General features: G+C 67.9%; 15 protein-coding genes and 3 rRNA genes. 9 read left to right on the forward strand and 9 right to left on the reverse strand.

The window, feature by feature from the left end:
* Positions 1-22: 22 nt before the first annotated feature.
* The 5 genes from WJM95_RS04060 to WJM95_RS04080 all read right to left on the reverse strand — a co-directional run bounded on the left by WJM95_RS04060 (position 23) and on the right by WJM95_RS04080 (position 8,578).
* Positions 23-2,518, reverse strand: coding sequence for a mannose-1-phosphate guanyltransferase (locus WJM95_RS04060; RefSeq protein WP_339128080.1), 2,496 nt, complete (start codon positions 2,516-2,518; stop codon positions 23-25).
* A 116-nt stretch (positions 2,519-2,634) separates the two neighbouring features.
* Positions 2,635-3,243: a CDP-alcohol phosphatidyltransferase family protein gene (locus WJM95_RS04065; RefSeq protein ID WP_339128081.1), complete on the reverse strand. Its 609-nt coding sequence runs from the start codon at positions 3,241-3,243 to the stop codon at positions 2,635-2,637.
* A gap of 174 nt (positions 3,244-3,417) precedes the next feature.
* Positions 3,418-3,534 (reverse strand): 5S ribosomal RNA (rrf, locus tag WJM95_RS04070).
* 89 nt (positions 3,535-3,623) lie between these two features.
* A 23S ribosomal RNA gene (locus tag WJM95_RS04075) occupies positions 3,624-6,744 on the reverse strand.
* 308 nt (positions 6,745-7,052) lie between these two features.
* Positions 7,053-8,578: ribosomal RNA gene (locus tag WJM95_RS04080) — 16S ribosomal RNA — on the reverse strand.
* Together the 16S, 23S and 5S rRNA genes form the textbook arrangement of a ribosomal RNA operon.
* Positions 8,579-9,243: 665 nt before the next feature.
* Here WJM95_RS04080 and WJM95_RS04085 point away from each other — a divergent pair.
* Both WJM95_RS04085 and ptsP read left to right on the forward strand, forming a co-directional pair.
* On the forward strand, positions 9,244-9,693 hold the full coding sequence (locus WJM95_RS04085; RefSeq protein ID WP_339128082.1) for a PTS glucose transporter subunit IIA: 450 nt from the start codon (positions 9,244-9,246) through the stop codon (positions 9,691-9,693).
* A gap of 78 nt (positions 9,694-9,771) precedes the next feature.
* Positions 9,772-11,442, forward strand: a complete 1,671-nt coding sequence (gene ptsP, locus WJM95_RS04090) for a phosphoenolpyruvate--protein phosphotransferase (RefSeq protein ID WP_339128083.1) — start codon at positions 9,772-9,774, stop codon at positions 11,440-11,442.
* A gap of 80 nt (positions 11,443-11,522) precedes the next feature.
* Here ptsP and WJM95_RS04095 read toward each other — a convergent pair whose 3' ends face one another.
* Positions 11,523-12,416 (reverse strand): hypothetical protein, encoded by an 894-nt coding sequence (locus WJM95_RS04095; RefSeq protein ID WP_339128084.1) that lies wholly within the window; start codon positions 12,414-12,416, stop codon positions 11,523-11,525.
* A 22-nt stretch (positions 12,417-12,438) separates the two neighbouring features.
* Positions 12,439-13,647, reverse strand: a complete 1,209-nt coding sequence (locus WJM95_RS04100) for an MFS transporter (RefSeq protein WP_339128085.1) — start codon at positions 13,645-13,647, stop codon at positions 12,439-12,441.
* Positions 13,648-13,758: 111 nt separating this feature from the next.
* On the opposite strand from WJM95_RS04100, the gene WJM95_RS04105 reads away from it, so the two are divergent.
* Complete coding sequence (locus WJM95_RS04105; protein ID WP_339128086.1) at positions 13,759-15,078, forward strand: aminotransferase class I/II-fold pyridoxal phosphate-dependent enzyme; 1,320 nt, start codon at positions 13,759-13,761, stop codon at positions 15,076-15,078.
* Here the strand turns inward: WJM95_RS04105 and WJM95_RS04110 are convergent, their stop codons facing one another.
* Positions 15,079-17,046, reverse strand: coding sequence for an acetoacetate--CoA ligase (locus WJM95_RS04110; protein WP_339128087.1), 1,968 nt, complete (start codon positions 17,044-17,046; stop codon positions 15,079-15,081).
* A gap of 213 nt (positions 17,047-17,259) precedes the next feature.
* On the opposite strand from WJM95_RS04110, the gene WJM95_RS04115 reads away from it, so the two are divergent.
* Positions 17,260-19,632 (forward strand): TIM-barrel domain-containing protein, encoded by a 2,373-nt coding sequence (locus tag WJM95_RS04115; protein ID WP_339128088.1) that lies wholly within the window; start codon positions 17,260-17,262, stop codon positions 19,630-19,632.
* 3 nt (positions 19,633-19,635) lie between these two features.
* Here WJM95_RS04115 and WJM95_RS04120 read toward each other — a convergent pair whose 3' ends face one another.
* Positions 19,636-20,172, reverse strand: a complete 537-nt coding sequence (locus WJM95_RS04120) for an NUDIX domain-containing protein (RefSeq protein ID WP_339128089.1) — start codon at positions 20,170-20,172, stop codon at positions 19,636-19,638.
* A gap of 161 nt (positions 20,173-20,333) precedes the next feature.
* Here WJM95_RS04120 and WJM95_RS04125 point away from each other — a divergent pair, with 161 nt between their 5' ends.
* The 5 genes from WJM95_RS04125 to glpK all read left to right on the forward strand — a co-directional run bounded on the left by WJM95_RS04125 (position 20,334) and on the right by glpK (position 26,559).
* Positions 20,334-20,780 (forward strand): zinc ribbon domain-containing protein, encoded by a 447-nt coding sequence (locus tag WJM95_RS04125; RefSeq protein WP_339128090.1) that lies wholly within the window; start codon positions 20,334-20,336, stop codon positions 20,778-20,780.
* 43 nt (positions 20,781-20,823) lie between these two features.
* A complete protein-coding gene (locus WJM95_RS04130; protein WP_339128091.1) occupies positions 20,824-22,014 on the forward strand; it encodes a lipid-transfer protein in 1,191 nt (396 codons plus the stop codon).
* A gap of 181 nt (positions 22,015-22,195) precedes the next feature.
* The gene (locus WJM95_RS04135) at positions 22,196-23,839 is read left to right on the forward strand and encodes a GGDEF domain-containing protein (RefSeq protein ID WP_339128092.1); all 1,644 of its coding nucleotides are present in this window, start codon (positions 22,196-22,198) and stop codon (positions 23,837-23,839) included.
* A 422-nt stretch (positions 23,840-24,261) separates the two neighbouring features.
* On the forward strand, positions 24,262-25,002 hold the full coding sequence (locus WJM95_RS04140; protein WP_339128093.1) for an MIP/aquaporin family protein: 741 nt from the start codon (positions 24,262-24,264) through the stop codon (positions 25,000-25,002).
* 39 nt (positions 25,003-25,041) lie between these two features.
* Complete coding sequence (gene glpK / locus WJM95_RS04145; protein WP_339128094.1) at positions 25,042-26,559, forward strand: glycerol kinase GlpK; 1,518 nt, start codon at positions 25,042-25,044, stop codon at positions 26,557-26,559.
* The last annotated feature ends 77 nt before the right edge of the window (positions 26,560-26,636 follow it).

The raw sequence follows: 26,636 nt of genomic DNA on the forward strand, positions 1-26,636 counted from the left end.
ACACGTACGAGTGAAGATCGTTTCAGCGGCCGGCGCTGTCCACCACGGCCGACCACTCATCGAGCAGGGCCTCCGCCGAGGCGTCGTCCGGGCCCTCGGCCCACAGATGGGTCACGGCCTCGGCGGGGTCCGGCAGCACCATCACCCAGCGTCCGTCCGTCTCCACCACACGGACACCGTCGGTCGTGTCCACGAAACGGTCTCCCGCCTCCTCCACGACCCGGCGCATCACCAGGCCCTTGACGGCCCACGGAGTCGCCAGGTCCCGCTTGAGGACATGCGCACGTGGAATCCGCGCGTCGATCTGGCTGAGCGTGAGCTGGGTCCTTGCCACCAGACCGATGAGCCGTACGAACGCGGCCGCACCGTCGAAGACACCGCTGAACTCGGGAATGATGAAGCCGCCGCGCGCGTCGCCGCCGAAGATCGTCGCCTCCTCCCGGCCGACCCTGGTCAGGTCGTCGGGCGACGTGGTCGTCCACTCCACCTGCGTGCCGTGGTACGCGGCCACCTGTTCGGCGATCCGCGTGGTCGTGACCGGCAGCGCCACCCGACCGCTGCGCCGCTCCGCGGCCACCAGGTCGAGCATCACGAGCAGGGCCCGGTCGTCCTCGACGATCCGCCCCTTCTCGTCGACCAGCGAGAGCCGCTCGCCCACGGGGTCGAAGCGCACCCCGAACGCGGCACGTGCGGACGCGACGATCTCGCCCAGCCGCACCAGCCCGGCCCGCCGGGACTCCACCGTCTCGGTGGGCCTGGACTCGTCGAGACCGGGATTGATGACCAGGGAGTCCACGCCGAGCTTGCCCAGCAGGCTGGGCAGCACCAGTCCGGCACTGCCGTTCGAGGCGTCGACGACCACCTTCAGGCCGGACTCGGCGATCCCGGTGGTGTCGACATTGCGCAGCAGCGATCCGGTGTACGAGTCGAAGACGCTCGCCGGGAAGTGCAGGTCCCCGATCTCACCGGGGAAGGCACGCCGGTACTCCTGGCGCGCGAACACCCGGTCCAGCTTCCGCTGGCCGCCCTGCGAGAGGTCGGCGCCCTGCCCGTCGAAGAACATGATGTCGACGGAGTCGGGCACACCCGGTGTCGTCCGGATCATGATTCCGCCGGCGCTCCCTCGGGCCGTCTGCTGCCGGGCCACGGGCAGCGGTACGTTCTCCAGGTCGCGTACGTCGATGGCGCTGGCCTGCAACGCGGAGATCACCGCCCGCTTCAGCGCGCGAGCGCCTCGGGAGTGGTCGCGGGCCGTGGTGACGGTCGAGCCCTTCTTGAGGGTCGTCGCGTAGGCACCGGCCAGACGCACCGCCAGCTCCGGGGTGATCTCGACGTTCAGGATCCCGGAGACACCGCGCGCGCCGAAGAGATGGGCCTGCCCGCGCGACTCCCAGATCACCGAGGTGTTGACGAAGGCGCCGGCCTCGATGGTCTTGAACGGATAGACGCGGACGTTGCCCTGGATGATCGATTCTTCACCGACGAGGCACTCGTCGCCGATCACCGCGCCGTCCTCGATGCGGGCGGCCCTCATGATGTCGGTGTTCTTTCCGATCACACAGCCGCGCAGATTGCTGTGCGGGCCGATGTACACGTTGTCGTGCACGACGGCCCGGTGCAGGAACGCCCCGCTCTTGACCACGACGTTGGAGCCGATGACGGTGTGTTCGCGGATCTCGGCGTTCGCCTCGACCTTGGCGTAGTCACCGATGTACAGCGGCCCGCGCAGGACCGCGTCGGGGTGCACCTCCGCGCCCTCGGCCACCCAGACGCCCGGGGAGAGCTCGAACCCGTCGAGTTCCACGTCGACCTTGCCCTCGAGCACGTCGGCCTGGGCCTTCACATAGCTCTCGTGGGTGCCGACGTCCTCCCAGTAGCCCTCGGCGATATAGCCGAAGACGGGCTTGCCTTCCTTCATCAGCTGAGGGAAGACGTCGCCGGACCAGTCGACGGACACATCGGCCTCGACGTAGTCGAAGACCTCGGGCTCCATGACGTAGATGCCCGTGTTCACCGTGTCCGAGAAGACCTGGCCCCAGGTCGGCTTCTCCAGGAAGCGTTCGACCTTGCCTTCCTCGTCCACGATGGTGATGCCGAATTCCAGCGGATTGGGAACGCGCGTCAGACAGACGGTGACGAGCGCGCCCTTTTCCTTGTGGAAGTTGATGAGTTCGGTGAGATCGAAGTCGGTAAGCGCGTCACCGGAGATGACGAGGAAGGCATCGTCCTTCAACGCCTCCTCGGCGTTCTTGACGCTGCCGGCGGTACCGAGGGGCTTCTCCTCATTGGCATAGGTGAGCTCCATGCCGAGCTCTTCACCGTCACCGAAGTAGTTCTTGACCAGGGAGGCCAAGAACTGGACAGTGACGACGGTTTCGTTGAGCCCATGCCTTTTGAGCAGCCTGAGCACGTGCTCCATGATCGGGCGGTTCGCCACGGGCAGGAGCGGCTTGGGCATGCTCGAGGTCATCGGACGAAGGCGTGTGCCTTCGCCTCCGGCCATCACGACGGCCTTCATGTCGGAAGCGTCCTCCTTGAAGAGACGACGGTACAGCCGACTTCACCCGTCCTGATTGTCCCGCAGTTTTGGAGCGGGGGCCATCGGGGCACTACAGCCGCCCAATCGGGCCGAGCTCATTCGGCCATGGTGTCCGCTCGGATCAGCCGGCGGACCTGCACCACGTAGAGGACTCCTGCCCACCAATACAGCGTTGTACCCCACCCTGCGAACGCCCATCCGAAAATAGCGCCGAGTGTCGCGATCCAGCCGCTGGCGTCGCTCAGCAACAGCAGCGGGAAGGCGTACATCAGGTTGAAGGTGGCTGCCTTCCCGAGGAAGTTCACCTGCGGCGGCGGATAGCCGTGGCGCCGGAGGATCCACACCATCACCAGCAGGACCAGCTCACGTGCGAGAAGTGCGGCCGTGAGCCAGATCGGAAGAATCTCGCGCCAGGTGAGTCCGACGAGCGTCGACAGAATGTAGAGGCGGTCGGCCGCGGGATCCAGGAGCCGGCCGAGGCTGCTGATCTGGTTCCAGCGTCGGGCGAGCTTGCCGTCGAGATAGTCGCTGATGCCGCTCAGCATGAGGATGAGCAGCGCCCAGCCGTCGCTGTTGGGACCGCCGAACTCCGGCCTGAGGATCAACCACAGGAAGATGGGGACGCCGGCGAGCCGGGCCATGCTGAGGATGTTCGGGATGGTGAGGACCCGGTTCGTCTGAACGCGGGTCTCCTGGACCTCCACCCGGGGGCCTCCTGTGGGAAACGAGCCAACGATGCCCCCTGACCTTACCCGCAGCCCTGGCGTCACAGCGCAGAGGGGGAGGCGAGATCGGGCACAGCACCGGGAAAATCCTGCCGAAAAACAAAAAAGCTCCGGCTCTCGGGATAATTCCCGAGAGCCGGAGCTCTAATAATTGTTCGGCGGCGTCCTACTCTCCCACAGGGTCCCCCCTGCAGTACCATCGGCGCTGTGAGGCTTAGCTTCCGGGTTCGGAATGTAACCGGGCGTTTCCCTCACGCTATGACCACCGAAACTCTATGAAACTGTCAACCGCACCACGCTCTGTGACAAACGTGGGGTTGTTCGTGGTTTCAGAACCAACACAGTGGACGCGAGCAACTGAGGACAAGCCCTCGGCCTATTAGTACCAGTCACCTCCACCCGTTACCGGGCTTCCAGATCTGGCCTATCAACCCAGTCGTCTACTGGGAGCCTTAACCCCTCAAGGGGGTGGGAATACTCATCTTGAAGCAGGCTTCCCGCTTAGATGCTTTCAGCGGTTATCCCTCCCGAACGTAGCCAACCAGCCATGCCCTTGGCAGGACAACTGGCACACCAGAGGTTCGTCCGTCCCGGTCCTCTCGTACTAGGGACAGCCCTTCTCAATATTCCTACGCGCACAGCGGATAGGGACCGAACTGTCTCACGACGTTCTAAACCCAGCTCGCGTACCGCTTTAATGGGCGAACAGCCCAACCCTTGGGACCGACTCCAGCCCCAGGATGCGACGAGCCGACATCGAGGTGCCAAACCATCCCGTCGATATGGACTCTTGGGGAAGATCAGCCTGTTATCCCCGGGGTACCTTTTATCCGTTGAGCGACGGCGCTTCCACAAGCCACCGCCGGATCACTAGTCCCGACTTTCGTCCCTGCTCGACCCGTCGGTCTCACAGTCAAGCTCCCTTGTGCACTTACACTCAACACCTGATTGCCAACCAGGCTGAGGGAACCTTTGGGCGCCTCCGTTACTCTTTAGGAGGCAACCGCCCCAGTTAAACTACCCATCAGACACTGTCCCTGATCCGGATCACGGACCCAGGTTAGACATCCAGCACGACCAGACTGGTATTTCAACGACGACTCCACCCGAACTGGCGTCCGAGCTTCACAGTCTCCCAGCTATCCTACACAAGCCGAACCGAACACCAATATCAAACTGTAGTAAAGGTCCCGGGGTCTTTCCGTCCTGCTGCGCGAAACGAGCATCTTTACTCGTAGTGCAATTTCACCGGGCCTATGGTTGAGACAGTCGAGAAGTCGTTACGCCATTCGTGCAGGTCGGAACTTACCCGACAAGGAATTTCGCTACCTTAGGATGGTTATAGTTACCACCGCCGTTTACTGGCGCTTAAGTTCTCAGCTTCGCCAAGACGAATCTTGACTAACCGGTCCCCTTAACGTTCCAGCACCGGGCAGGCGTCAGTCCGTATACATCGCCTTACGGCTTCGCACGGACCTGTGTTTTTAGTAAACAGTCGCTTCTCGCTGGTCTCTGCGGCCACCCCCAGCTCATGGAGTAAATCCAATCACCAGTGATGGCCCCCCTTCTCCCGAAGTTACGGGGGCATTTTGCCGAGTTCCTTAACCATAGTTCACCCGAACGCCTCGGTATTCTCTACCTGACCACCTGAGTCGGTTTAGGGTACGGGCCGCCATGAAACTCGCTAGAGGCTTTTCTCGACAGCATAGGATCATCCACTTCACCACAATCGGCTCGGCATCGGGTCTCAGCCTTAATGTGTGACGGATTTGCCTATCACACGGCCTACACCCTTACCCCGGGACAACCACCGCCCGGGATGGACTACCTTCCTGCGTCACCCCATCACTCACCTACTACAGGTCTGGTCCGTCGGCTCCACCACTCCCCTTTGCCCGAAGGCTCCGGGGCGGCTTCACGGACTTAGCATCGCCTGGTTCGATGTTTGACGCTTCACAGCGGGTACCGGAATATCAACCGGTTATCCATCGACTACGCCTGTCGGCCTCGCCTTAGGTCCCGACTTACCCTGGGCAGATCAGCTTGACCCAGGAACCCTTAGTCAATCGGCGCACACGTTTCTCACGTGTGTATCGCTACTCATGCCTGCATTCTCACTCGTGAACCGTCCACCACTGCCTTCCGGCGCGGCTTCACCCGGCACACGACGCTCCCCTACCCATCACAGCGGGCGTTGGCCCTATTGCTGCAATGACACGACTTCGGCGGTACGCTTGAGCCCCGCTACATTGTCGGCGCGGAATCACTAGACCAGTGAGCTATTACGCACTCTTTCAAGGGTGGCTGCTTCTAAGCCAACCTCCTGGTTGTCTCTGCGACTCCACATCCTTTCCCACTTAGCGTACGCTTAGGGGCCTTAGTCGATGCTCTGGGCTGTTTCCCTCTCGACCATGGAGCTTATCCCCCACAGTCTCACTGCCGCGCTCTCACTTACCGGCATTCGGAGTTTGGCTAAGGTCAGTAACCCGGTAGGGCCCATCGCCTATCCAGTGCTCTACCTCCGGCAAGAAACACACGACGCTGCACCTAAATGCATTTCGGGGAGAACCAGCTATCACGGAGTTTGATTGGCCTTTCACCCCTAACCACAGGTCATCCCCCAGGTTTTCAACCCTGGTGGGTTCGGTCCTCCACGACCTCTTACAGCCGCTTCAACCTGCCCATGGCTAGATCACTCCGCTTCGGGTCTTGAGCGCGCTACTGAATCGCCCTATTCGGACTCGCTTTCGCTACGGCTTCCCCACACGGGTTAACCTCGCAACGCACCGCAAACTCGCAGGCTCATTCTTCAAAAGGCACGCAGTCACGAGGCAAGCACAAGTGCTTGCCCGACGCTCCCACGGCTTGTAGGCACACGGTTTCAGGTACTATTTCACTCCGCTCCCGCGGTACTTTTCACCATTCCCTCACGGTACTATCCGCTATCGGTCACCAGGGAATATTTAGGCTTAGCGGGTGGTCCCGCCAGATTCACACGGGATTTCTCGGGCCCCGTGCTACTTGGGTGTCTCTCAAACGAGCCGTTGATGTTTCGACTACGGGGGTCTTACCCTCTACGCCGGACCTTTCGCATGTCCTTCGCCTACATAAACGGTTTCTGACTCGCCTCACAGCCGGCAGACTGTGAAAGAGAGATCCCACAACCCCCCAAGCGCAACCCCTGCCGGGTCTCACACGCTTGAGGTTTGGCCTCATCCGGTTTCGCTCGCCACTACTCCCGGAATCACGGTTGTTTTCTCTTCCTGCGGGTACTGAGATGTTTCACTTCCCCGCGTTCCCTCCACATACCCTATGTGTTCAGGTATGGGTGACAGCCCATGACGACTGCCGGGTTTCCCCATTCGGAAACCCCCGGATCAAAGCCTGGTTGACGGCTCCCCGGGGACTATCGTGGCCTCCCACGTCCTTCATCGGTTCCTGGTGCCAAGGCATCCACCGTGCGCCCTTAAAAACTTGGCCACAGATGCTCGCGTCCACTGTGCAGTTCTCAAACAACGACCAACCACCCATCACCCCCGGTTACCACCGGAGTTCACTGGGGCCGGCACTGAAGGCAGCCGATTCGGCCGTACCTTCAGACACCCAACAGCGTGCCCGACACCCTCGCCACTCGTGATCAGCTTTCCACGCTCCGAAGAGCAGTACTGGCAGCCCGAGATGACTGAAAGTGCCGAATAATCAACGTTCCACCCATGAGCAACCAGCATCGAACATTCGCCGATGTACTGGCCTCTGACCGAGCGAACTCGGTAAGAAGTGCTCCTTAGAAAGGAGGTGATCCAGCCGCACCTTCCGGTACGGCTACCTTGTTACGACTTCGTCCCAATCGCCAGTCCCACCTTCGACAGCTCCCTCCCACAAGGGGTTGGGCCACCGGCTTCGGGTGTTACCGACTTTCGTGACGTGACGGGCGGTGTGTACAAGGCCCGGGAACGTATTCACCGCAGCAATGCTGATCTGCGATTACTAGCAACTCCGACTTCATGGGGTCGAGTTGCAGACCCCAATCCGAACTGAGACAGGCTTTTTGAGATTCGCTCCGCCTCACGGCTTCGCAGCTCTTTGTACCTGCCATTGTAGCACGTGTGCAGCCCAAGACATAAGGGGCATGATGACTTGACGTCGTCCCCACCTTCCTCCGAGTTGACCCCGGCAGTCTCCTGTGAGTCCCCATCACCCCGAAGGGCATGCTGGCAACACAGAACAAGGGTTGCGCTCGTTGCGGGACTTAACCCAACATCTCACGACACGAGCTGACGACAGCCATGCACCACCTGTACACCGACCACAAGGGGGGCACTATCTCTAATGCTTTCCGGTGTATGTCAAGCCTTGGTAAGGTTCTTCGCGTTGCGTCGAATTAAGCCACATGCTCCGCTGCTTGTGCGGGCCCCCGTCAATTCCTTTGAGTTTTAGCCTTGCGGCCGTACTCCCCAGGCGGGGAACTTAATGCGTTAGCTGCGGCACCGACGACGTGGAATGTCGCCAACACCTAGTTCCCACCGTTTACGGCGTGGACTACCAGGGTATCTAATCCTGTTCGCTCCCCACGCTTTCGCTCCTCAGCGTCAGTAATGGCCCAGAGATCCGCCTTCGCCACCGGTGTTCCTCCTGATATCTGCGCATTTCACCGCTACACCAGGAATTCCGATCTCCCCTACCACACTCTAGCTAGCCCGTATCGAATGCAGACCCGGGGTTAAGCCCCGGGCTTTCACACCCGACGTGACAAGCCGCCTACGAGCTCTTTACGCCCAATAATTCCGGACAACGCTTGCGCCCTACGTATTACCGCGGCTGCTGGCACGTAGTTAGCCGGCGCTTCTTCTGCAGGTACCGTCACTTTCGCTTCTTCCCTGCTGAAAGAGGTTTACAACCCGAAGGCCGTCATCCCTCACGCGGCGTCGCTGCATCAGGCTTTCGCCCATTGTGCAATATTCCCCACTGCTGCCTCCCGTAGGAGTCTGGGCCGTGTCTCAGTCCCAGTGTGGCCGGTCGCCCTCTCAGGCCGGCTACCCGTCGTCGCCTTGGTGAGCCACTACCTCACCAACAAGCTGATAGGCCGCGGGCTCATCCTTCACCGCCGGAGCTTTTAACCCCCACCCATGCGGGCAGGAGTGTTATCCGGTATTAGACCCCGTTTCCAGGGCTTGTCCCAGAGTGAAGGGCAGATTGCCCACGTGTTACTCACCCGTTCGCCACTAATCCCCACCGAAGTGGTTCATCGTTCGACTTGCATGTGTTAAGCACGCCGCCAGCGTTCGTCCTGAGCCAGGATCAAACTCTCCGTGAATGTTTTCCCGTAATCGGGACGACACCACGAGAGCGGAACCAGAGGGAGGAATAATCCCTCGGTTCACAGCGTCCTCGCTGTGCGCCTACCCCAAAGGGGCAGGACTTTTTCAAAGGAACCTCGCCCCGACCGATCGGCCGGAGACGGGGTATCAACATATCTGGCGTTGATTTTTGGCACGCTGTTGAGTTCTCAAGGAACGGACGCTTCCTTTGTACTCACCCTCTCGGGCTTTCCTCCGGGCGCTTCCCTTCGGTCTTGCGTTTCCGACTCTATCAGACCGTTTCCGTATCCGATTTCCTCGGTGCTTTCCAGGTTTCCGCTTTCGCGTTTCCCTTTCCGGCGAGTCCAAACTCTACCAGTCCTTTTCTGTCTCGCTGACCACCGGCCCGCAGACATGCGGAAGGCGACCCCGAGATAGGATCTGACAAGTTGGGTGCTGCCGGGCAACGACGCCTTGGTCACGCCGCTCAGCCTCAAGCAGGAGTACGACTCTACATGGGGTGCGGGAGCGGGCGCAAATCGTTTGCCCTGTCCTCTACGGCGCCAACCGGGATCTCTCGCGCGGAACCGGCACTTCATATGACATACCCTGCTCAGCAGTGTCCTGTCCGGGACAGGCAGTGACGGCCCGTATAGATCTCCACCCCCCTCGGAGGCATTCCATGACCACCGTGACGTCCCCTCTTGCAGGACGCGCCATCGGACTCGCCGCGGTACCGGACCCCGTGTTCTCCGGCGCGATGGTCGGCCCCGGCACGGCGATCGACCCCGAGCGTGAGCCCTCGGAGGCTGTCGCTCCCGTGGACGGAGTCATCGTCTCCCTGCACCCGCACGCGTTCGTCGTCGTCGACGGTGAAGGCCACGGCGTGCTCACGCACCTCGGTATCGACACGGTTCAGCTGAACGGCGAGGGCTTTGAGCTGCTCGTCAACAAGGGGGACACCGTGACGCGCGGCCAGAGCATCGTGCGGTGGAACCCCGCCGCCGTCGAGGCGGCCGGCAAGTCCCCGGTCTGCCCGGTCGTGGCCCTCGAAGCCACGGCGGACTCCCTCTCGGACGTCGTCGAGGCCGGCGAGGTCAAGGCCGGCGACGCGCTCTTCGGCTGGCAGTGACACCGACGCTGTCCTGGACGGCGCGTTCGACAAGGATCACGGCGGCGGTCCCCGCCGCACTATTCGGAGACGGGTGAGATGGAGACAACGCTGCGAGGCGTCGGCGTGAGCCACGGTGTGGCGATCGGCGAGGTTCGGCACATGGGAACGGCGGTTCTCGAACCGCCTGCCAAGCAGATTCCCCCGGAGGACGCGGCCCGCGAACAGGCACGCGCCCGCAAGGCCGTCGAGGACGTGGCGGCCGACCTGATTGCACGTGGCAATCTGGCCGGCGGCGAGGCCCAGGCCGTTCTCGAGGCCCAGGCCATGATGGCCCAGGACCCCGAGCTGACCGCTGACGTGAACCGGCGGATCGCCGTCGGCAGCACGGCCGAGCGCGCGGTCTACGACGCACTCGCCGCGTACCGCGCACTGCTGGCCGGCGCGGGTGAGTACCTCGCCGGACGCGTGGCCGACCTCGACGACGTGCGGAACCGCATCGTCGCCCGGCTGCTCGGCGTGCCCATGCCCGGTGTCCCGGACAGCGACGAGCCCTATGTGCTGATCGCGCGTGACCTCGCGCCCGCCGACACGGCACTGCTGGACCCGACCCTCGTCCTCGGCTTCGTCACCGAGGAGGGCGGGCCGACCAGCCACAGCGCGATCCTCGCTCGCGCCCTTGGGGTACCGGCCGTCGTGGCACTGCCCGGCGCGGGTGAGCTCGCCGAGGGCACGGTCGTCGCGGTCGACGGCAGCACGGGCGAGATCTTCGTGGAGCCGAGCGCCGAGAAGAAGGCGCAGCTGGCGGCCGCGGCGGCCGAGCGCAAGGCGGCGCTGTCCGCCACGACCGGCCCGGGTGCCACCTCCGACGGGCACAAGGTGCCGCTGCTGGCCAACGTCGGCGGCCCGGCGGACGTACCGGCGGCGCTGGAGGCCGGTGCCGAGGGCGTCGGTCTGTTCCGTACCGAGTTCCTTTTCCTGGACGACAGCAAGCAGGCGCCGTCCGAGGAGAAGCAGGTCGAGGCGTACCGTCAGGTGCTCGAGGCCTTCCCCGAGGGCCGGGTGGTGGTGCGGGTCCTGGACGCCGGTGCCGACAAGCCGCTGGACTTCCTCACACCGGCCGACGAGCCGAACCCGGCGCTCGGCGTGCGGGGCCTTCGGTCGCTGCTGGACCACCCCGATGTGCTGCGCACGCAGCTGACCGCCCTCGCGAAGGCCTCGGAGGGACTGCCGGTCTATCTCGAGGTGATGGCCCCGATGGTCGCGGACCGGACGGACGCCAAGGCGTTCGCCGACGCGTGCCGTGAGGCCGGGCTGCGGGCGAAGTTCGGCGCGATGGTGGAGATCCCGTCGGCCGCGCTGCGGGCGCGGTCGATTCTTCAGGAGGTCGAGTTCCTGTCCCTGGGCACCAACGACCTCGCGCAGTACACGTTCGCGGCCGACCGGCAGGTGGGCGCGGTGTCCCGGCTCCAGGACCCGTGGCAGCCGGCTCTGCTCGACCTGGTGGCGCTGTCCGCCGAGGCGGCGAAGGCCGAGGGCAAGAGCTGTGGCGTCTGCGGTGAGGCCGCGTCGGACCCGCTGCTGGCGTGTGTGCTGACCGGTCTGGGCGTCACCTCCCTGTCGATGGGTGCCGCGTCGATTCCCTATGTGCGGGCGACTCTGGCGAAGTACACGCTGGCGCAGTGCGAGCGGGCGGCCTCGGCCGCGCGTGCCGCGGACACGGCGGAAGAGGCGCGCACCGCGGCTCAGGCGGTGCTGTCCGGCGAGTAGCCGGACGGCTCGTGGGCGGGCCAAGCGGTTGGCGGTACGGAGGGGCGTTCCATCTGCGGATGGGACGCCCCCTTCCGCGTTCAGTGCGTGTGCCCCGTTCCCCTGCCCTCCTCTTCGAGGTCGGGCGGTACGCAGTAGTCGACGCCTGATTCCGGGGAGACGAGGTCCCCGGAATCGAGGTCGGTGCAGTAGGCGTCGAAGACCTCCCCAGCGGTGAGGGGTTCGAGGTCCTCGCCGCGCAGGCGCCATCCGTAGACACGGTCGGTGGTGCCGGGTGCGGTGGTGCGCATGACGAGTCCGCAGGCGCTCCGGGTGGCGATTCCGAGGGCGAGGACGGTGGTGAATTCGAGGGCTTCGGATTCGTCGAGGCCGGTCGTGCCTTCGGTGCGTCCTTCTGTCCGCAGTACGGCGACGAGCGTGTCGGGGGCGGACGAGACGCTGCACACGAGGTGGAGTTCTCCCGGGCTCGCTGTGTCGACGACCCTGGTGAGCAGATGGGCGGCGCGGATGAAGGAGGTGCGGCCGATGTCCTCGCCGCAGGTCGCGCAGGTGCCGATGCGGGCGAGGAGCGTGGTCGCGTATTCCCAGGTGGCCCGGCGGACCGCTTCGTCGACGAGGTCGGGGACCAATTGGCCGAGGGGCTGTCCGTCGTAGGGGATGGTGGGGCCGGTCGCCGCCAGTTGGGCGGTGAAGCGGGTCCGGCTGGCCGGGGTGTCGGGTTCCAGGCCGCTCTCGGCGCAGAATTCCGCGTATTCCTCGGGGTCGAAGAGTGCCACCGTGGTGTGGCTGCCCTGGGCCGCGAGTGTCCTGAGCAGTGTCTCGACCTGCTGGAGATAGGTCGTATGGTCGGCGAAGGCGAAGCTGCGGTATCGCCGCATCGCCCGGAAGTCCTGTTCGTCGGTCAGCAGGCCGATGGTGCCGGCGATTTCGCGGCGCAGCACGCGTCGCATGGTCTGGTGCCGGGTGTGTCCCATGTTTCCCCCTGTGCGCAGTCGATCAATGCTCACTCACAGTAACCGGGGGCACTGACAACGCGGGGTGCGTGAGCCGGTTGCGCACGAGGCGGTGCTGAAAGATGCAGGTCGTGGCGGTGACGGCACCGAAGAGGGTCCATCCGAGCGGGCCCGCGGCGATGGCGGCTGTGACGGCGAGTGGTCCGGCGCTGCGCTGGACGGCCTGCGCGAGTCCGTGGACGCCGAGGTAGGCGCCCTGTGCTGTGTCCGGGGCGAGGGCGACGGAGAGTTCCCAGGAGACGGTGGCGTGGAGCATCTCCGCGACCGTGAAGAGGGCGGCTGCCGCGGTCAGCAGGAGGGTAACGGTGACGACCTCGCCGGTGGCGGACAGTGCCATGGCCGCGCCGCCGAGGGCGAAGGAGGCGGAGAGCGGGACGAGGAGGGCGCGTGCCGCGGCCGTGCCGACGCCGAATCGGGCCAGGGGGACCTGGAGGGTCACGACCATCACGTTGTTCAGGACCATCAGGAGCGGCGCGAGGCCGTGGGGGGCTCGGTCGGAGTGGGCTATGCACAGGGGCAGCCCGACCTTGAACACGGCGTCGTCGAGGAAGAGGACGGTCTCGGTGGCGACGTAGGCGAGGTAGGTGCGGTCGCGCCAGGGGCTCTCGGGGCGCGCCGCGGGGACGGGAGCCTTCGACGTCGCGACGGTGCGCGTGGCCGAGGGTGGTTCGCCGCAGCGGGCGGTCGCGAGGGCGACGGCGACGAACGAGAGGGCGTCGCCCGCGAGCAGCCATTGGTAGGCGGCGGTGGTGCCGAGGGTGAGAGCCCCTGCCGCGACGAGGCCGCCCAGGGCCCAGCCGGCGTTGGCGACGGTGCGGTTGAGGGCTTGGTAGCGGACGCGTTTGGGTCCCGAGACGCGGGTGGCGTAGAGCTTGGTGAGGACGTTCGCGGCGCGGTCCCCGAAGCTGCCCACGGCGGAGAACGCCAGGAGGAGGGCGTAGTTGTCGGTGGTCAGCAGGGCGAAGGAGGAGAGGGCCCGCAGCAGTTGGAGGGCGATCAGGACCCGGGTGAGCGGCAGGCGGTCGGCGATGCGCCCGCCGAGGGGTGCGCCCGCGATGCCGACCGCTCCGGCAGCGGCCACGAGGGTGCCGATCTGTGCGACGGAGAGGCCGGTGACGTAGGTGAAGTACAGGACGGAGACGGCCGCCCACAGGCCGCTGCCGATGCGGTCGACCAGGGCGATCCCGAGCATTCTCCGGCCGTCGGGGCCTCCTGGTATGCGTGTCGCCCATGCGGCTGCGCGGTGGGTCGGAATCACTGCTCCCCCTTGCTTCCCATTATGTATTGATACATACTCAGCAACGTGGCAGCACAATATTCGATCAGTGGTACGACCGCCAAGGGAATTGCCGCGTCCGTCGAACGCGGCGTGGCCGAGGGCGCGTTGGAGCCGGGCACGGCACTGCCCGCGGTGCGCGCCCTGGCCGACCGGCTCGGGGTGAGCCCCGGGACGGTCGCGACGGCGTACAAGGAACTGCGGCAGCGCGCGATCGTCGTGACCCGGGGGCGTGGCGGGACGGTGGTGGCCGCCGCGCCCGCGGTGGCGTCGCGGCGGCCACCGCGGGTGCCCGCCGGCCTGCGCGATCTCGCGGGCGGGCACCCGGATCCCGCCCTGCTCCCGCTGCTGGTGCCGCCGTCACGGCTCTCCCCCGGCGCGCGCTCCCATCGCTCCACACCGAGGCTGGCACGGCTGGAGGAGGCCGTCCGCTCCTGGCTGGAGCCGGATGGGGTCCCCGTGGAGCATGTGACGTTCGCTCATGGCGCGCTGGACCTGATCGGGCGGCTGCTCTCGGTGGAACTGCGTCCGGGGGACGCGGTCGCCATGGAGGATCCCGGCTACCACCATCTGCTGGACCTGGTCACGGCGCTGGGCCTGCGCACGGTTCCGGTCGCGGTGGACGACCTGGGCATCCGCCCGGACGCCCTGCGGACGGCACTACGGGCAGGGGTGCGCGCGGTCGTGTGCAGTCCGCGAGCGCAGAACCCCTGTGGGGGCGGCTTCTCCGTGGAACGGCGGGACGTGCTCGTCGACGTGCTGCGGGAGGCACCGGAGGTACTGGTCGTGGAGAACGATCACGCGTCCTCCGTCGCCGGCGCGCCGCTGCGCACGCTCACCTCGGGCGGTCTGAACCGCTGGGTCCATGTGCGCACGGTGAGCAAGTTCCTGGGGACCGACCTGCGGTGGGCCGCCGCGGCCTGCGATCCGACGACACTGGCCCGTCACGACGGCCGGCTGCTGCTGACGTCGGGCTGGGTCAGCCATCTGCTCCAGGAGACCGTGTACGGGCTGATGACGGACGAGGGCACGCGCGCGTTGGTGGCGGACGCCGAGAGGACGTACGCGCTGCGCAGGACAGCGCTGATCCGCGAGCTCACCGAGCGCGGCACGAAGGCTCAAGGGGTGAGCGGAATGAACGTCTGGGTACCCGTGCGGGACGAGTCGGCGGTGGTCAACGGACTGCGTTCGTACGGATGGTGGGTGGCTGCGGGCGCACGCTTCCGGATCTCGGCCGCGCCCGGCGTGCGGATCTCGGTGACGGACCTCACGCCCGCCGATGCCGTACGCCTGGCCTCCGACTTCGCCGCCGTGCTCGGCGAGTCGGAGGCCACCTACGGAGGCTGATCAGCCGCGCTCGCGGGCCAGCTTCTCGTAGAAACGCAGGAGTTCCACGTTGTCCACGGAGCCCACGTTGACGGCCTTCTCCATGGAGGCGCCCTGGAGAAGGCGCTTGACGGGCACCTCGATGCGCTTGCCGGTCAGTGTGTGGGGCACGCCGGGTACTTGGATGACCTCGTCGGGAACGTGGCGCGGGGAGAGCTGTTCACGGATGGTCCCCTTGATGCGCTTCAGCAGGTCCTCGTCCAGGACGGCTCCCGGGGCGAGGTGGACGAACAGCGGCATCCAGTAGCCGCCGTCGGGCTGTTCGACACCGATGACGAGCGACTCCTTGATCTCCGGGAGGCGTTCGACCGCTTCGTAGATGTCGGCCGAGCCCATGCGCACGCCCTGGCGGTTGAGCGTGGAATCGGAGCGCCCGTGGATGACGACCGAGCCTCGTGAGGTGACGGTGATCCAGTCGCCGTGACGCCACACTCCGGGGTACGTGTCGAAGTAGCTGTCGTGGTAGCGGCTGCCGTCGGGGTCGTTCCAGAAGCGGATGGGCATGGACGGCATGGGGTTGGTGACAACCAGCTCACCGACCTCGTCGATCAGGGGCTTTCCGCCGGCGTCCCAGGACTGGAGGTCCGTGCCGAGGCCGGCGGCCTGGAGTTCGCCGATGTGGACCGGGAGTGTGGGTACCGCCCCGGCGAAGCAGGAGCACACGTCGGTGCCGCCGCTGACGGAGGCGATCCACAGGTCCTCGCGGACCTCGTCGTGCAGCCAGCGGAATCCGTCGGGCGGCAGGGGCGAGCCGGTCGTGGCGACGCATCGCACGCGGCTGAGGTCGAAGTCCCGCCCGGGGTGGACGTCCGCCTTGCGGCAGGCCATCACGTACGCGGCGGATGTGCCGAAGAGGGTCGCTCCGGTGCGTTCGGCGATGCGCCACTGGGCGCCCGTGTCCGGATACCCGGGGCTGCCGTCGTACAGCACGATGGTGGTGCCCGTGAGGAGGCCGGAGACGAGGAAGTTCCACATCATCCAGCCGGTGGACGTGTACCAGAAGAAACGATCCTCGGGGCCCAGGTCGCAGTGCAGGCCGAGCTGCTTGAGGTGCTCGACCAGGATGCCGCCCTGGGACTGGACGATGGCCTTGGGGAGACCGGTCGTGCCCGACGAGTAGAGCACCCACAACGGGTGGTCGAAGGGGACCTGCTCGAAGACGGGCTCCGTGTCGGCGGACGTCAGCGCCGACCACTCCAGGGCGCCCTCGGGTGCCTCGGTGCCCAGCAGCGGGATGTGCACGACGGCGTTCAGGGTGGGCAGTTCACGGCGCAGCTCGGCGACCGTGTCGCGGCGGTCGTGCTCCTTGCCGCCGTAGCGGTAGCCGTCGACGGCGAACAGGACCACGGGTTCGACCTGCTGGAAGCGGTCGAGGACGCTGCGGGCGCCGAAGTCGGGGGCGCAGGACGTCCAGACGCCGCCCACGGCGGCCGTGGCCAGCAGGGCGACCACCGCCTGCGGGATGTTCGGGAGATAGCCGCTGACCCGGTCACCCGGGCGTACGCCGAGGGCGCGGAGCGCGGCGGCCAGGGAGCCGACCTGGCCGCGCAGCTCGGACCAGGTCACGGGGACGGAGTCGTGGGTCTCGTCGACATACAGGAGGGCCGGTTCGTCCGCGCGGGTGTCCGTGGCACGCAGGGCGTGCTCCGCGTAGTTGAGGGTCCCTCCGGGGAACCACTCGGCTCCGGGCATGGCGCGATCGCCGAGCACGCGCGCGTAGGGGGTCGAGAACCGTACGTCGAACCACTCGGTGACGGCTTTCCAGAACGTGTCGAGTTCGTCGACCGACCAGCGGTGCAGCGCCGCGTAGCCTCCGTCGGCCGGCGCTCCGTGCCGTTCGGCCGCCCAGGCCTGGAACTTCGTGACCCGCGCCTGGGCGATGCCCTCGGCGGTGGGCTGCCAGAGCGGTGAGGGGTTCGTGGTGGACATGGGGCGGCTCCCGGACTGTGCGCGTCGTGTGCGTCGGTCGCGCACGAGCGGGGGTGTGCGCGTCACGCGGCTGACACGGACGATGCCATGTGATCGACTTCTTTACCAGGGCACACCGCACATAGTCGGCGACATGAAGATGTGGCGTCGCAACAGGTGAACGGCAGTTGAACGACACACTCAACGGGCGCCGGTAGTGGCAGGGTGAGCAGCATGGACGGTCGTGACCTGGTGCGTTCGGTGAAAGCGGTCGGCTCGGGGGGTACCACTCAGGGGTTGCTCACAGTGCGAGCCGCGTGGCGCAGGCGGCGTGCCGACGCCGCCGGGCTGCCGCAGCGGGGGGCCGAGCGGGCGAGGGTGCCAGGTCCCGTGCTCGGCGTGGAGCCGGGCCCCGGTGGCGGGGTCGTCCGGTTCACGCGCTCGGAACTGCGGATCACGGTCACGGTGGGCGGGGCTGTCTTCTGGGGCTGGGACGCGGTCGCGCCCGAGCCGTCGTACGCCCTCGCGGGCCGCTGCCCCGACCCGGACCCGCGGGCCGTCCTGGAGCCGGACAAGGACGGCGGCTGGCGGGTCGTGGCCGAGCGGGTCACGGTCGCGGTCTCGCGGCACGGCGCGGTCCAGGTCCTCACGCCCGGCGGAGTGGTCCTGCGCCGGGATCTGCCGCCCCGCTGGTGGGAGCCCGTCGACGGCGGCGCGGCGCGCTGGATGCAGCGTTCCGAAGTGGCCGCGGACGCCCGGTTCTTCGGCCTGGGAGGACGCGCGTCCGGGCTCCGGCTGCGCGAGGGGACGTACCGGCTGTGGAACACGGATCCCGGACAGGCCTTCGGGCCGGGCGACGACCCGCTGTACCTCACGATGCCCGTGCAGATGGTCGTCGCCGACGCGGGCACGCATCTCGTGTTCCACGACACGTCGTGGGACGGCACCGTGGCCCTGCGCGAGGGCAAGGAGGGTGCGGGCTCGGGGCACGACAGGGCCGGATCGTGCGAGCTGCGCATGGACGGCGGTCCGCTGCGCTGCTGGGTGATGGTGGGCACTCCCGCGCGCGTGCTGCATTCCTGGGCGTCGCTGACCGGTGCCGCGGCACTCCCGCCGGCTTGGGCGCTCGGGTATCAGCACGCGCGGTGGGGCTTCGGCAGCGAGCAGGAGGTGCGGCGGATCGTCGCGGGCTATCAGGAACGGGACCTGCCCCTGGACGCCGTGCATCTGGACATCGACCACTACGACGCCCACCAGGTGTTCACCGTCGACCGCGAGCGGTTCCCCAAGCTCCCGCTGCTCGCCGAGGAGCTGCGGCGGGACGGAATCCGGCTGGTGTCGATCGTCGACCCGGCGGTCAAGGCGGAGCCGGGCAACACGGTGTACGACAGCGGTCTCGCCGAGGACGTCTTCGTGCGGGACGCCTCGGGACACCTCGTGCGGGGCGTCGTCTGGCCCGGGGAGACCGTCCACCCGGACTTCACGGACCCGCGCGCGCGGGCGTGGTGGGGCAGGCTCTACGAGGAGCGGCTCGCGCAGGGGTTCGCCGGGTTCTGGCACGACATGAACGAGCCGACGTCGTTCACGGCCTTCGGGGAGCCGACGCTGCCGCGTTCGGCCCGGCACTGCCTGGACGGCCGGGGCGGGGACCACCGCGAGGCGCACAACGTGTACGCGCTGGGCATGGCCCGGGCCGCGTACGAGGGGCTGCGTGAACTCGCGCCCCTGGAGCGTCCGTTCCTGTTCTCGCGCTCGGGGTGGGCCGGTCTCCAGCGCTACGCGGGGACGTGGTCCGGTGACGTGGCCACGGGCTGGCCCGGGTTGCGGGTGTCGCTGTCCCTGGTGCTGGGCCTTGGGCTGTGCGGGGTGCCCTATTCGGGGCCCGACGTGGGCGGCTTCGACGGCAGCCCGTCGCCCGAGCTGTATCTGCGGTGGTTCCAGCTCGGGGCGTACCTCCCGCTGTTCCGGACGCACGCGAGTCTGCGGGCCGGGCGCAGGGAGCCCTGGGAGTTCGGTGACGAGGTGCTGGAGCACGCGCGCGTGGCTCTCGTGGAACGGCGGCGGCTGCTGCCGTACTTCATGACGCTGGCGCACACGGCACGCCGTACGGGGGCCCCTTACGTGCGGCCCCTGTGGTGGGGCAGCCCCGAGGACCGGGCGCTGCGCGACTGCGAGGACGCCTTCCTGCTCGGCGACAGCCTCCTGGTGGCCCCGGTGCTGGACCCGGGTGCGACCCGTCGGACGGTGCAGCTGCCGCGGGGGCGCTGGTACGACACGGCCACCGGGGAGGCGTACGAGGGGCCGGCGCAGGTGGTGGTCGACGCCCCGCTGTCGCGGATTCCGGTGTTCGTGCGGGCGGGTGCCGTCCTGCCCGTGCGCGGTGGTGACGGAGCTGTGGAGCTGGAGGTGTGGGCGCCCGCGCCGGGAGGCACCGGGGGCGGTCTCGTCGTGCCTGACCCGGGCGACGGTTGGGAGGAGCCGGAGGCCGAGCGCCTTGTGTCCCGTTGGGACGGGGACGAGGTGGTGGTGCGTCGGGCCGGCCCTGGCGGTCTGCTGGAGCCGTCGTATCGCGTGCGGGTGCGGGGGCTGGGGACGCCCAGCCCCTGACGGTCAGACGTATCGCCCCTCGAACCAGGCGCGGGCCGCCAGGGTGTGCAGCGGGAAGGCGAGTTCGGCCGGCCGCCGCAGCAGATGCCAGCCTTCGGTCTCATCGGTGGCGGCCGACGGCGGGAGTTCGGCGGCGGAGCGCTCCGGGAGGAGCCCGAAGAGCAGCAGATGGCCCGCGGGGGAACTCATCGCGTCGGCGAGCCGCACGTCCCTGCTCGCAGCGTCGATGCCCGTCTCCTCCTTGAGTTCACGCACGACGGCCTGTCTCCAGTCCTCCCGGTGGTCGATGAACCCTCCGGGCAGGGCCACACCCCCGCGCGCGGGTGCGATGGTCCGGGTGATGACGACAAGGGCGGCCCCCCGGTCGTCGTGGACGGGCTGCAAGGCGACCGCGACCGGCAGTGGATTGCGGTAGGCGACCCTGCCGCAGGCGGCGCAGGTGCGGGGCCAGCCGGAGACGCCCTCTCCGTAGGGGGCGCCGCAGCTCGAACAGTGCGAGTCGGGCGCGAAGTCGGCGGGCGGGTGCGGGGTTTCGGACACGCCGCGGACTGTAGTGCATCACCGGACGGCCGTCTTCGGGTCGGTACGGGACGATCCGGCGGACGGAACGGGCTCGGACGGGCGCATGGGCGCCCTGCCCAATTCCCGTCACCCGTGGCACACTTCTGACGTTCCGTCAGATCCAGTGCCGTGGAGGAACCGTGTCGCGCACACGCACGCCTGTCGTCGCCGGGTGGTTCACGGGTGAAGGGAACGGCTTCCGCCTGCTGGGCACGCGGTGCTCGGCGTGCGCCTCGGTGTTCTTCCCGCGCGAGGACGCCCACTGCCGCAATCCGGGGTGCGCGGGCGACGAGTTGACGGAGGTGCCCCTGTCGCCCCGAGGACGCGTCTGGTCGTACACCGACAGCCGGTACCGCCCTCCGTCACCCTATGTGACCGATCCGGAACTCTCGTGGCAGCCGTACGCGTTGATCGCTGTGGAACTGCCATCCGAGCGCCTCGTGGTGCTCGGCCAGGCGGTTCCCGGGATCACCGTCGCCGACCTGGCGGTGGGCATGGAGGTGGAGGTCGTCCCCGGCGTGCTGCACGAGGACGAGGAGACGACCTGGACGACGTGGCACTGGCGGCCGACAGGGGTGACGGCATGAAGGGCACGGCATGGAGGGCTCGGGGCGGACGGGGGACGAGGGCATGACCGGTGATGTGGCGGTGCTCGGTGTGGGCATGCACCCGTGGGGCAAGTGGGGGCGCCCCTTCACCGAGTACGGGGTGGCCGCGGCGCGCGCGGCACTGGGCGACGCGGGGATCGGGTGGCGGGACGTCGACTCCGTGGTGGGCGCGTCCACCGTGCGCGGGGGCTATCCGGGGTATGTGGCGGGAGCGACGTTCGCGAAGGCGCTCGGATGGCAGGGAGCGCGCGTGACGAGCGTGTACGCGGCCTGCGCCTCCGGGGCCCAGGCACTCGGCACGGCACGCGCGCAGATCCTCTCGGGCCTCGCCGAGGTGGTCCTCGTGGTGGGCGCGGACGCGGCGCCCAAAGGGTTCTTCCGGCCCGCGGGCGGGGACCGGCCGGACGATCCCGACTGGCTGCGCTTCCGGGTCCTCGGGGCCACGAATCCGACGTACTTCGGGCTGTACGCCAGACGCCGGATGGCTCTCTACGGCGACACTCCGGAGGACTTCGCCCAGGTCAAGGTGAAGAACGCGGCCCTCGGCGCGCTCAACCCCAACGCCCGGTACCGCAAGGCGGTCACGGCCGAGGACGTGGCCGCGTCCGCCGTGGTCGCCGATCCGCTGCGGCTGCTCGACATCTGCGCGACCTCGGACGGCGGCGCCGCCGTGGTGCTGGCGGGGACGGACTTCGCCCGTCGGCACGGAATCGCGGAGCCTGTGCGGATCCGCGCGGTGTCGACCGTGTCGCCGCGCTATCCGAACACGGTGCTGGATCTGCCGGACATCGCCACGGACTCGGCGGTCGCCGTGGAACCCGCCCCGGAGACCTTCCGGGCCTCCATCGCCCGAGCGGCCTTCGAGGAGGCGGGTATCGGGCCCGAGGATCTCTCCTTCGCCGAGGTCTACGACCTGTCGACCGCGCTGGAATTGCAGTGGTACGAGGATCTCGGCCTCTGCGGGGAGGGCGAGGCCTCCAAACTCCTGCGGGAAGGCGCCACGGCACTCGGCGGACGCATACCGGTGAACGTCAGCGGCGGGCTCGCCTCCTTCGGAGAGGCCGTCCCCGCGCAGGCCATAGCCCAGGTGTGCGAGCTGACCTGGCAGTTGCGCGAGGCCGCCGGCGCCCGGCAGGTCCCCGGGGCACGAGTGGGGATCACCGCGAACCAGGGGCTGTTCGGACACGGCTCCTCGGTCGTGGCCGTCCGGTAGCCCGGTGACGGCCCCTGGAGCGCCTCGAGGCACAGGCCCCACAACTCTCCGGCCCGACACGGCCGAACGGTTGGCACGGCACGGGGCCCCTCATCCCTACCTTCTGTGACGACCCCGGAATCCTGCGTGAACACCTCGTGAATCGCCCACCGGCGTACGCCGTTGGCGAGACCATGCTGTTGTGCCCTCCTGGACGGATATGGTCCGTTTCGCCTTCCAACCGGTCGTCAATCTGACGACCGGAGGGATCGCGGCGCTGGAGTCACTCGCCCGGCCGGAGTCGGGCGACATCCTGGCGCGGGCCCGCCGCGACCCCGAACTGGACGGCCGGCTGGCCGCGTTGGCCATCCGGGCCGCCGCCCGCAGGGAGACGCTGCTGCCCCTGCACGTGAACGTGTTCGCCGGGACGCTCGCGGACCTCGGCCGGCTCTCCGCGCTGCGCAGCGAGGTCCGCGAAGCCGGGCGGCTGCCCTGCGAGGTCACCGTCGACATCGTCCCGCCGTACACACACGTGCCGCAGCGCGCCCTGCTGGAGGCGGTGGCCGCGGTGCGTGGCGAGGGCTTCCGGATCTGTGCGGACGGGATCGGCGACGGAGACGTACCGCTGCGCCTGCTCACCGATCTCGCCCCGGAGCTGATGAAGCTCGATGTGTCCCTGCTGACGCGGCCCGCGGCGGTGCGCGCGATGCGGACGCTGTGCGAACAGCTCGGCGCGCTGCTGTCCGTCGAAGGTGTGGAGACGGAACTGCACTGTGCCGCCGCGGTGTCGGCGGGCGCGCAGCTCGCGCAGGGTGATCTGTTCGCTCCGCCCGCCCGCCGGCCGTCGGCGGACGTATACGTTCCGGCGCTGTCGCCCGGTGTCCGCGACGCGCCCCGGTCCGGGCCGTCCGTGGGGCAGTTCGTCCGTCCGGCCGCGCTGCTCCCCGCGACCGCGTCGGCCGGAGAGGTCAGAGCCCTGCTCACCGGGTCGCCCGACGTGTCCGGTGTCCTGCTGGTGGACCCGTTCGGGACACCGGTCCGCTCGGTGCACCGGTCACGCTTCCTGTTGTCGATGTCCGGTCGCTACGGACACGCGCTGTACGCCGACAGACCGGCGGCCAAACTGGGTGACGCCCCGCGGACCGTCGGCATCGACGCCACGGCGTGGGAAGTGCTCGACGTGGTCGCGGACGGGGACCGGGACCGCACCTCCGACGATGTCGCGGTCGTCGACCGGTACGGACGGTGTGTGGGTGTCGTCCGCCTCGCGGACCTCGTACGGGCGCTGTCGGAGAGCCGGGTCGAGGAGGCGGCCGGACTCAACCCGCTGACCCGGCTGCCCGGTTCGGACACCATCACCGGGGAGGTGGACCGGCGGATCGCGGACGGCCGGACGTTCGCGCTGACCTGGCTGGACATCGACCACTTCAAGCAGGTCAACGACGGAGCGGGGTTCGCCGCCGGCGACGAGCTGATCCGGTCGGTGGGACGGATGCTCCAGCACTCGGCATCCGGGGCGACGCTGGTGGGGCACATCGGGGGCGACGACTTCCTGGTCCTCGCCGACCCCGAGATCCTCGACCCCCTGGCCGCCGCGGTGCTCGACACTCCCTGGGCGGCGGGCGGCCGGGCCGTCACGCTGTCCCTGGCCACGGTGCTGTGCGCGCCAGGCAGCGTGCTCGACCACCGGCAGGCGGCCACGTCGCTGGCACCCCTCAAACAGGCCGCCAAGGCTCTGGACGGCGCGAGTTGGGTGCTGGGGCGGGCGGGACTGCCCGGTCTCGAGGTCCGCCGGGGCAGCGGGGCGGGACCGATGAGGTCGTACGGGCAGACGCTGACCGGCTGACGCGGCGGCACGCCAGGCACACGCCCACCGGCTGACACGGCGGCATGCCGGACAGACGTCGACCGGCTGAAGCGGCGGCACGCCAGGCACACGCCCACCGGCTGACGCGGCGACACGCCAGGCGCCCGATTCGTGGCCGCCAACCGGTGCGGTCCGCGACCTTGACGCCCCTTGGGTGCCGGTGAACACTTCCGGATGTCAGCCGGCATCGCCGCAACAGGGCGCCATCAGGCACCTCACCGCTCGGGTCTCCGGCCTGCTCAGAAGGCCGTTCCCGCAGGCGATTCCGCTGCTACGGCACGCTCGTCACGGACGCCGGGCGGGGCGCGGGATCTCCCTGCCCTCGGCTGAAGTAGCCATGGGAACGCACCCTGCACGGTGGCCCGGAGCGGATCGTTCCGGGCGAGAGCCTAGGAGCCGCCATGAGCCACGGAGACATCTTTGTCGGCGAGTTGATCGGTACAGCGATTCTGATTCTCTTCGGCGCGGGCGTGTGCGCCGCCGTCACCCTGAACAGATCGAAGGCCCAGGGCGCGGGCTGGATCGTCATCACCTTCGGCTGGGGCTTCGGTGTCCTGGCCGGCGCCTACACCTCGGCGCCGTTGTCGGGAGGGCAGATCAACCCGGCGGTCACCATCGGGTTCGCGATCGAGGGTTCGACGAAGTGGTCGGACGTGCCCTTCTACCTGCTCGGGCAGTTCGCGGGTGCCGTCATCGGTGCGGTCCTGTGCTGGCTGCTCTACCTCGGCCAGTTCAACCTCAACGCCGACGACGAGAAAGCCGTCGAGACGCTGGGGATCTTCTCGACACGCCCCGAGATCGACAACCCGATACAGAATCTGATCACCGAGATCATCGCCACCGCCGCCCTGGTGCTGCCCATCCTCGGCATGGTCGGCGGCGGCAAGCACGTGGCCGGGATCGGCGCCGCGGGGCTGCCGGTCCTGCTCATCTCCTTCCTGGTCGTCGGCATCGGTCTCTCGCTGGGCGGCCCGACCGGGTACGCCATCAACCCGGCCCGTGACCTGGGGCCGCGCCTGGCCCACGCGCTGCTGCCGATTCCCAACAAGGGCACTTCGGAGTGGAGATACTCCTGGATTCCGGTCGTCGGCCCCCTCGCCGGCGCCGCCATCGCCGCCGGTGTCTACAACGCGGCCTTCTGACGAGAACGCAGCCTCCTGACGAACACGCAAGGGGACGACATGACGGACAACACCGAGAAATACGTCGCCGCGATCGACCAGGGCACCACCTCCAGCCGCTGCATCATCTTCGACCGGTCCGGCGCGATCGTCGCCGTCGACCAGCGCGAACACCGCCAGATCTTCCCCAAGCCCGGCTGGGTGGAGCACGACGCCACCGAGATCTGGTCCAAGGTGCAGGCCGTGGTCGCGGGTGCGATCGCCAAGGCCGGACTGCGCGCCGACCAGCTCAGCGCCCTCGGCATCACCAACCAGCGCGAAACGACCGTTCTGTGGGACCGCGCCACCGGCAAGCCCGTCCACAACGCGATCGTCTGGCAGGACACGCGCACGTCGGCGCTCTGCAACGAACTGGGCGGCACGGACGGGCAGGACCGCTTCCGCGAACAGACCGGACTCCCCCTGGCCAGCTACTTCTCCGGGCCCAAAGCGGCCTGGCTGCTCGACAACGTCCCGGGCCTGCGCGCTCGTGCCGAACGTGGCGAGATCGCCTTCGGCACGATCGACTCGTGGCTGATCTGGAACCTGACCGGCGGCACGGACGGCGGGCGGCACGTCACCGACGTGACCAACGCCGGGCGCACCATGCTCATGAATCTGTACACCCTCCAGTGGGACCCCTCCATCCTCTCCGCCATGAACATCCCCGAGGCGGTGCTCCCCGAGATCCGGTCCTCCGCCGAGGTGTACGGCACCGCCGTCGGCCAACTCGGCGGCGTGCCGGTCGCGTCGGCGCTCGGCGACCAGCAGGCGGCGGTGTTCGGCCAGGCCTGCTACGACGTCGGCACGGCCAAGAACACCTACGGAACCGGCAGCTTCCTGCTGTTGAACACCGGCAACAGGCCCGTTCCGTCCAAGAACGGACTGCTGACCACCATGGGGTACAAGATCGGCACCGAGGCGCCGGTCTACTGTCTCGAAGGGTCCATCGCGATAACGGGCGCGCTGGTGCAGTGGTTCCGGGACCAGCTGGGCATCATCCGTTCCGCCGACGAGATCGAGACCCTGGCGGCGAGCGTCGAGGACAACGGCGGCGCGTACATCGTCCCCGCCTTCTCGGGCCTGTTCGCGCCCTACTGGCGCTCGGACGCGCGCGGGGTCGTCACCGGTCTCACGCGGTACGTCACGAAGGCGCACCTCGCGCGGGCGGTCCTGGAGGCCACGAGCTGGCAGACGCGTGAGGTCGTGGACGCCATGTACCAGGACTCCGGGGTGCCGATCACCACCCTGAAGGTGGACGGCGGCATGACCAAGAACAATCTGCTGATGCAGCACCAGGCGGACGTCCTCGGCGTACCGGTGATCCGTCCGAAGGTCTCCGAGACGACGTGCCTGGGTGCCGCGTACGCGGCGGGGCTCGCGACCGGCGTGTGGAACGACCTGGACGAGCTGAAGTCGCACTGGCAGAAGGACGTCGAATGGACCCCGGGCATGGAGGCCTCGGTGCGCGACAGCGAGTACGACAACTGGCGCAAGGCGGTGGAGAAGAGCTTCGGCTGGCACGACGACACCGTCTGACGAGCGACGCCGCGTCCGCGCCGGACGAGCGTGTCCGAGGTCCGGTACGGGCGGGGCGCGGCGGCCCGGAACAGGGC

The organism is Streptomyces sp. f51, assembly GCF_037940415.1.
In the GTDB taxonomy this organism is placed as follows: Bacteria; Actinomycetota; Actinomycetes; order Streptomycetales; family Streptomycetaceae; genus Streptomyces.

Excerpts from the sequence above, each read along its gene's own strand:
- WJM95_RS04060 (WP_339128080.1), bottom strand. The coding sequence starts at position 2,518 with ATGAAGGCCGTCGTGATGGCCGGAGGCGAAGGCACACGCCTTCGTCCG.
- WJM95_RS04085 (WP_339128082.1), top strand. The coding sequence starts at position 9,244 with ATGACCACCGTGACGTCCCCTCTTGCAGGACGCGCCATCGGACTCGCC.
- ptsP (WP_339128083.1), top strand. The coding sequence starts at position 9,772 with ATGGAGACAACGCTGCGAGGCGTCGGCGTGAGCCACGGTGTGGCGATC.
- WJM95_RS04095 (WP_339128084.1), bottom strand. The coding sequence starts at position 12,416 with ATGGGACACACCCGGCACCAGACCATGCGACGCGTGCTGCGCCGCGAA.
- WJM95_RS04100 (WP_339128085.1), bottom strand. The coding sequence starts at position 13,647 with ATGCTCGGGATCGCCCTGGTCGACCGCATCGGCAGCGGCCTGTGGGCG.
- WJM95_RS04110 (WP_339128087.1), bottom strand. The coding sequence starts at position 17,046 with ATGTCCACCACGAACCCCTCACCGCTCTGGCAGCCCACCGCCGAGGGC.
- WJM95_RS04115 (WP_339128088.1), top strand. The coding sequence starts at position 17,260 with ATGGACGGTCGTGACCTGGTGCGTTCGGTGAAAGCGGTCGGCTCGGGG.
- WJM95_RS04130 (WP_339128091.1), top strand. The coding sequence starts at position 20,824 with ATGACCGGTGATGTGGCGGTGCTCGGTGTGGGCATGCACCCGTGGGGC.
- WJM95_RS04140 (WP_339128093.1), top strand. The coding sequence starts at position 24,262 with ATGAGCCACGGAGACATCTTTGTCGGCGAGTTGATCGGTACAGCGATT.
- glpK (WP_339128094.1), top strand. The coding sequence starts at position 25,042 with ATGACGGACAACACCGAGAAATACGTCGCCGCGATCGACCAGGGCACC.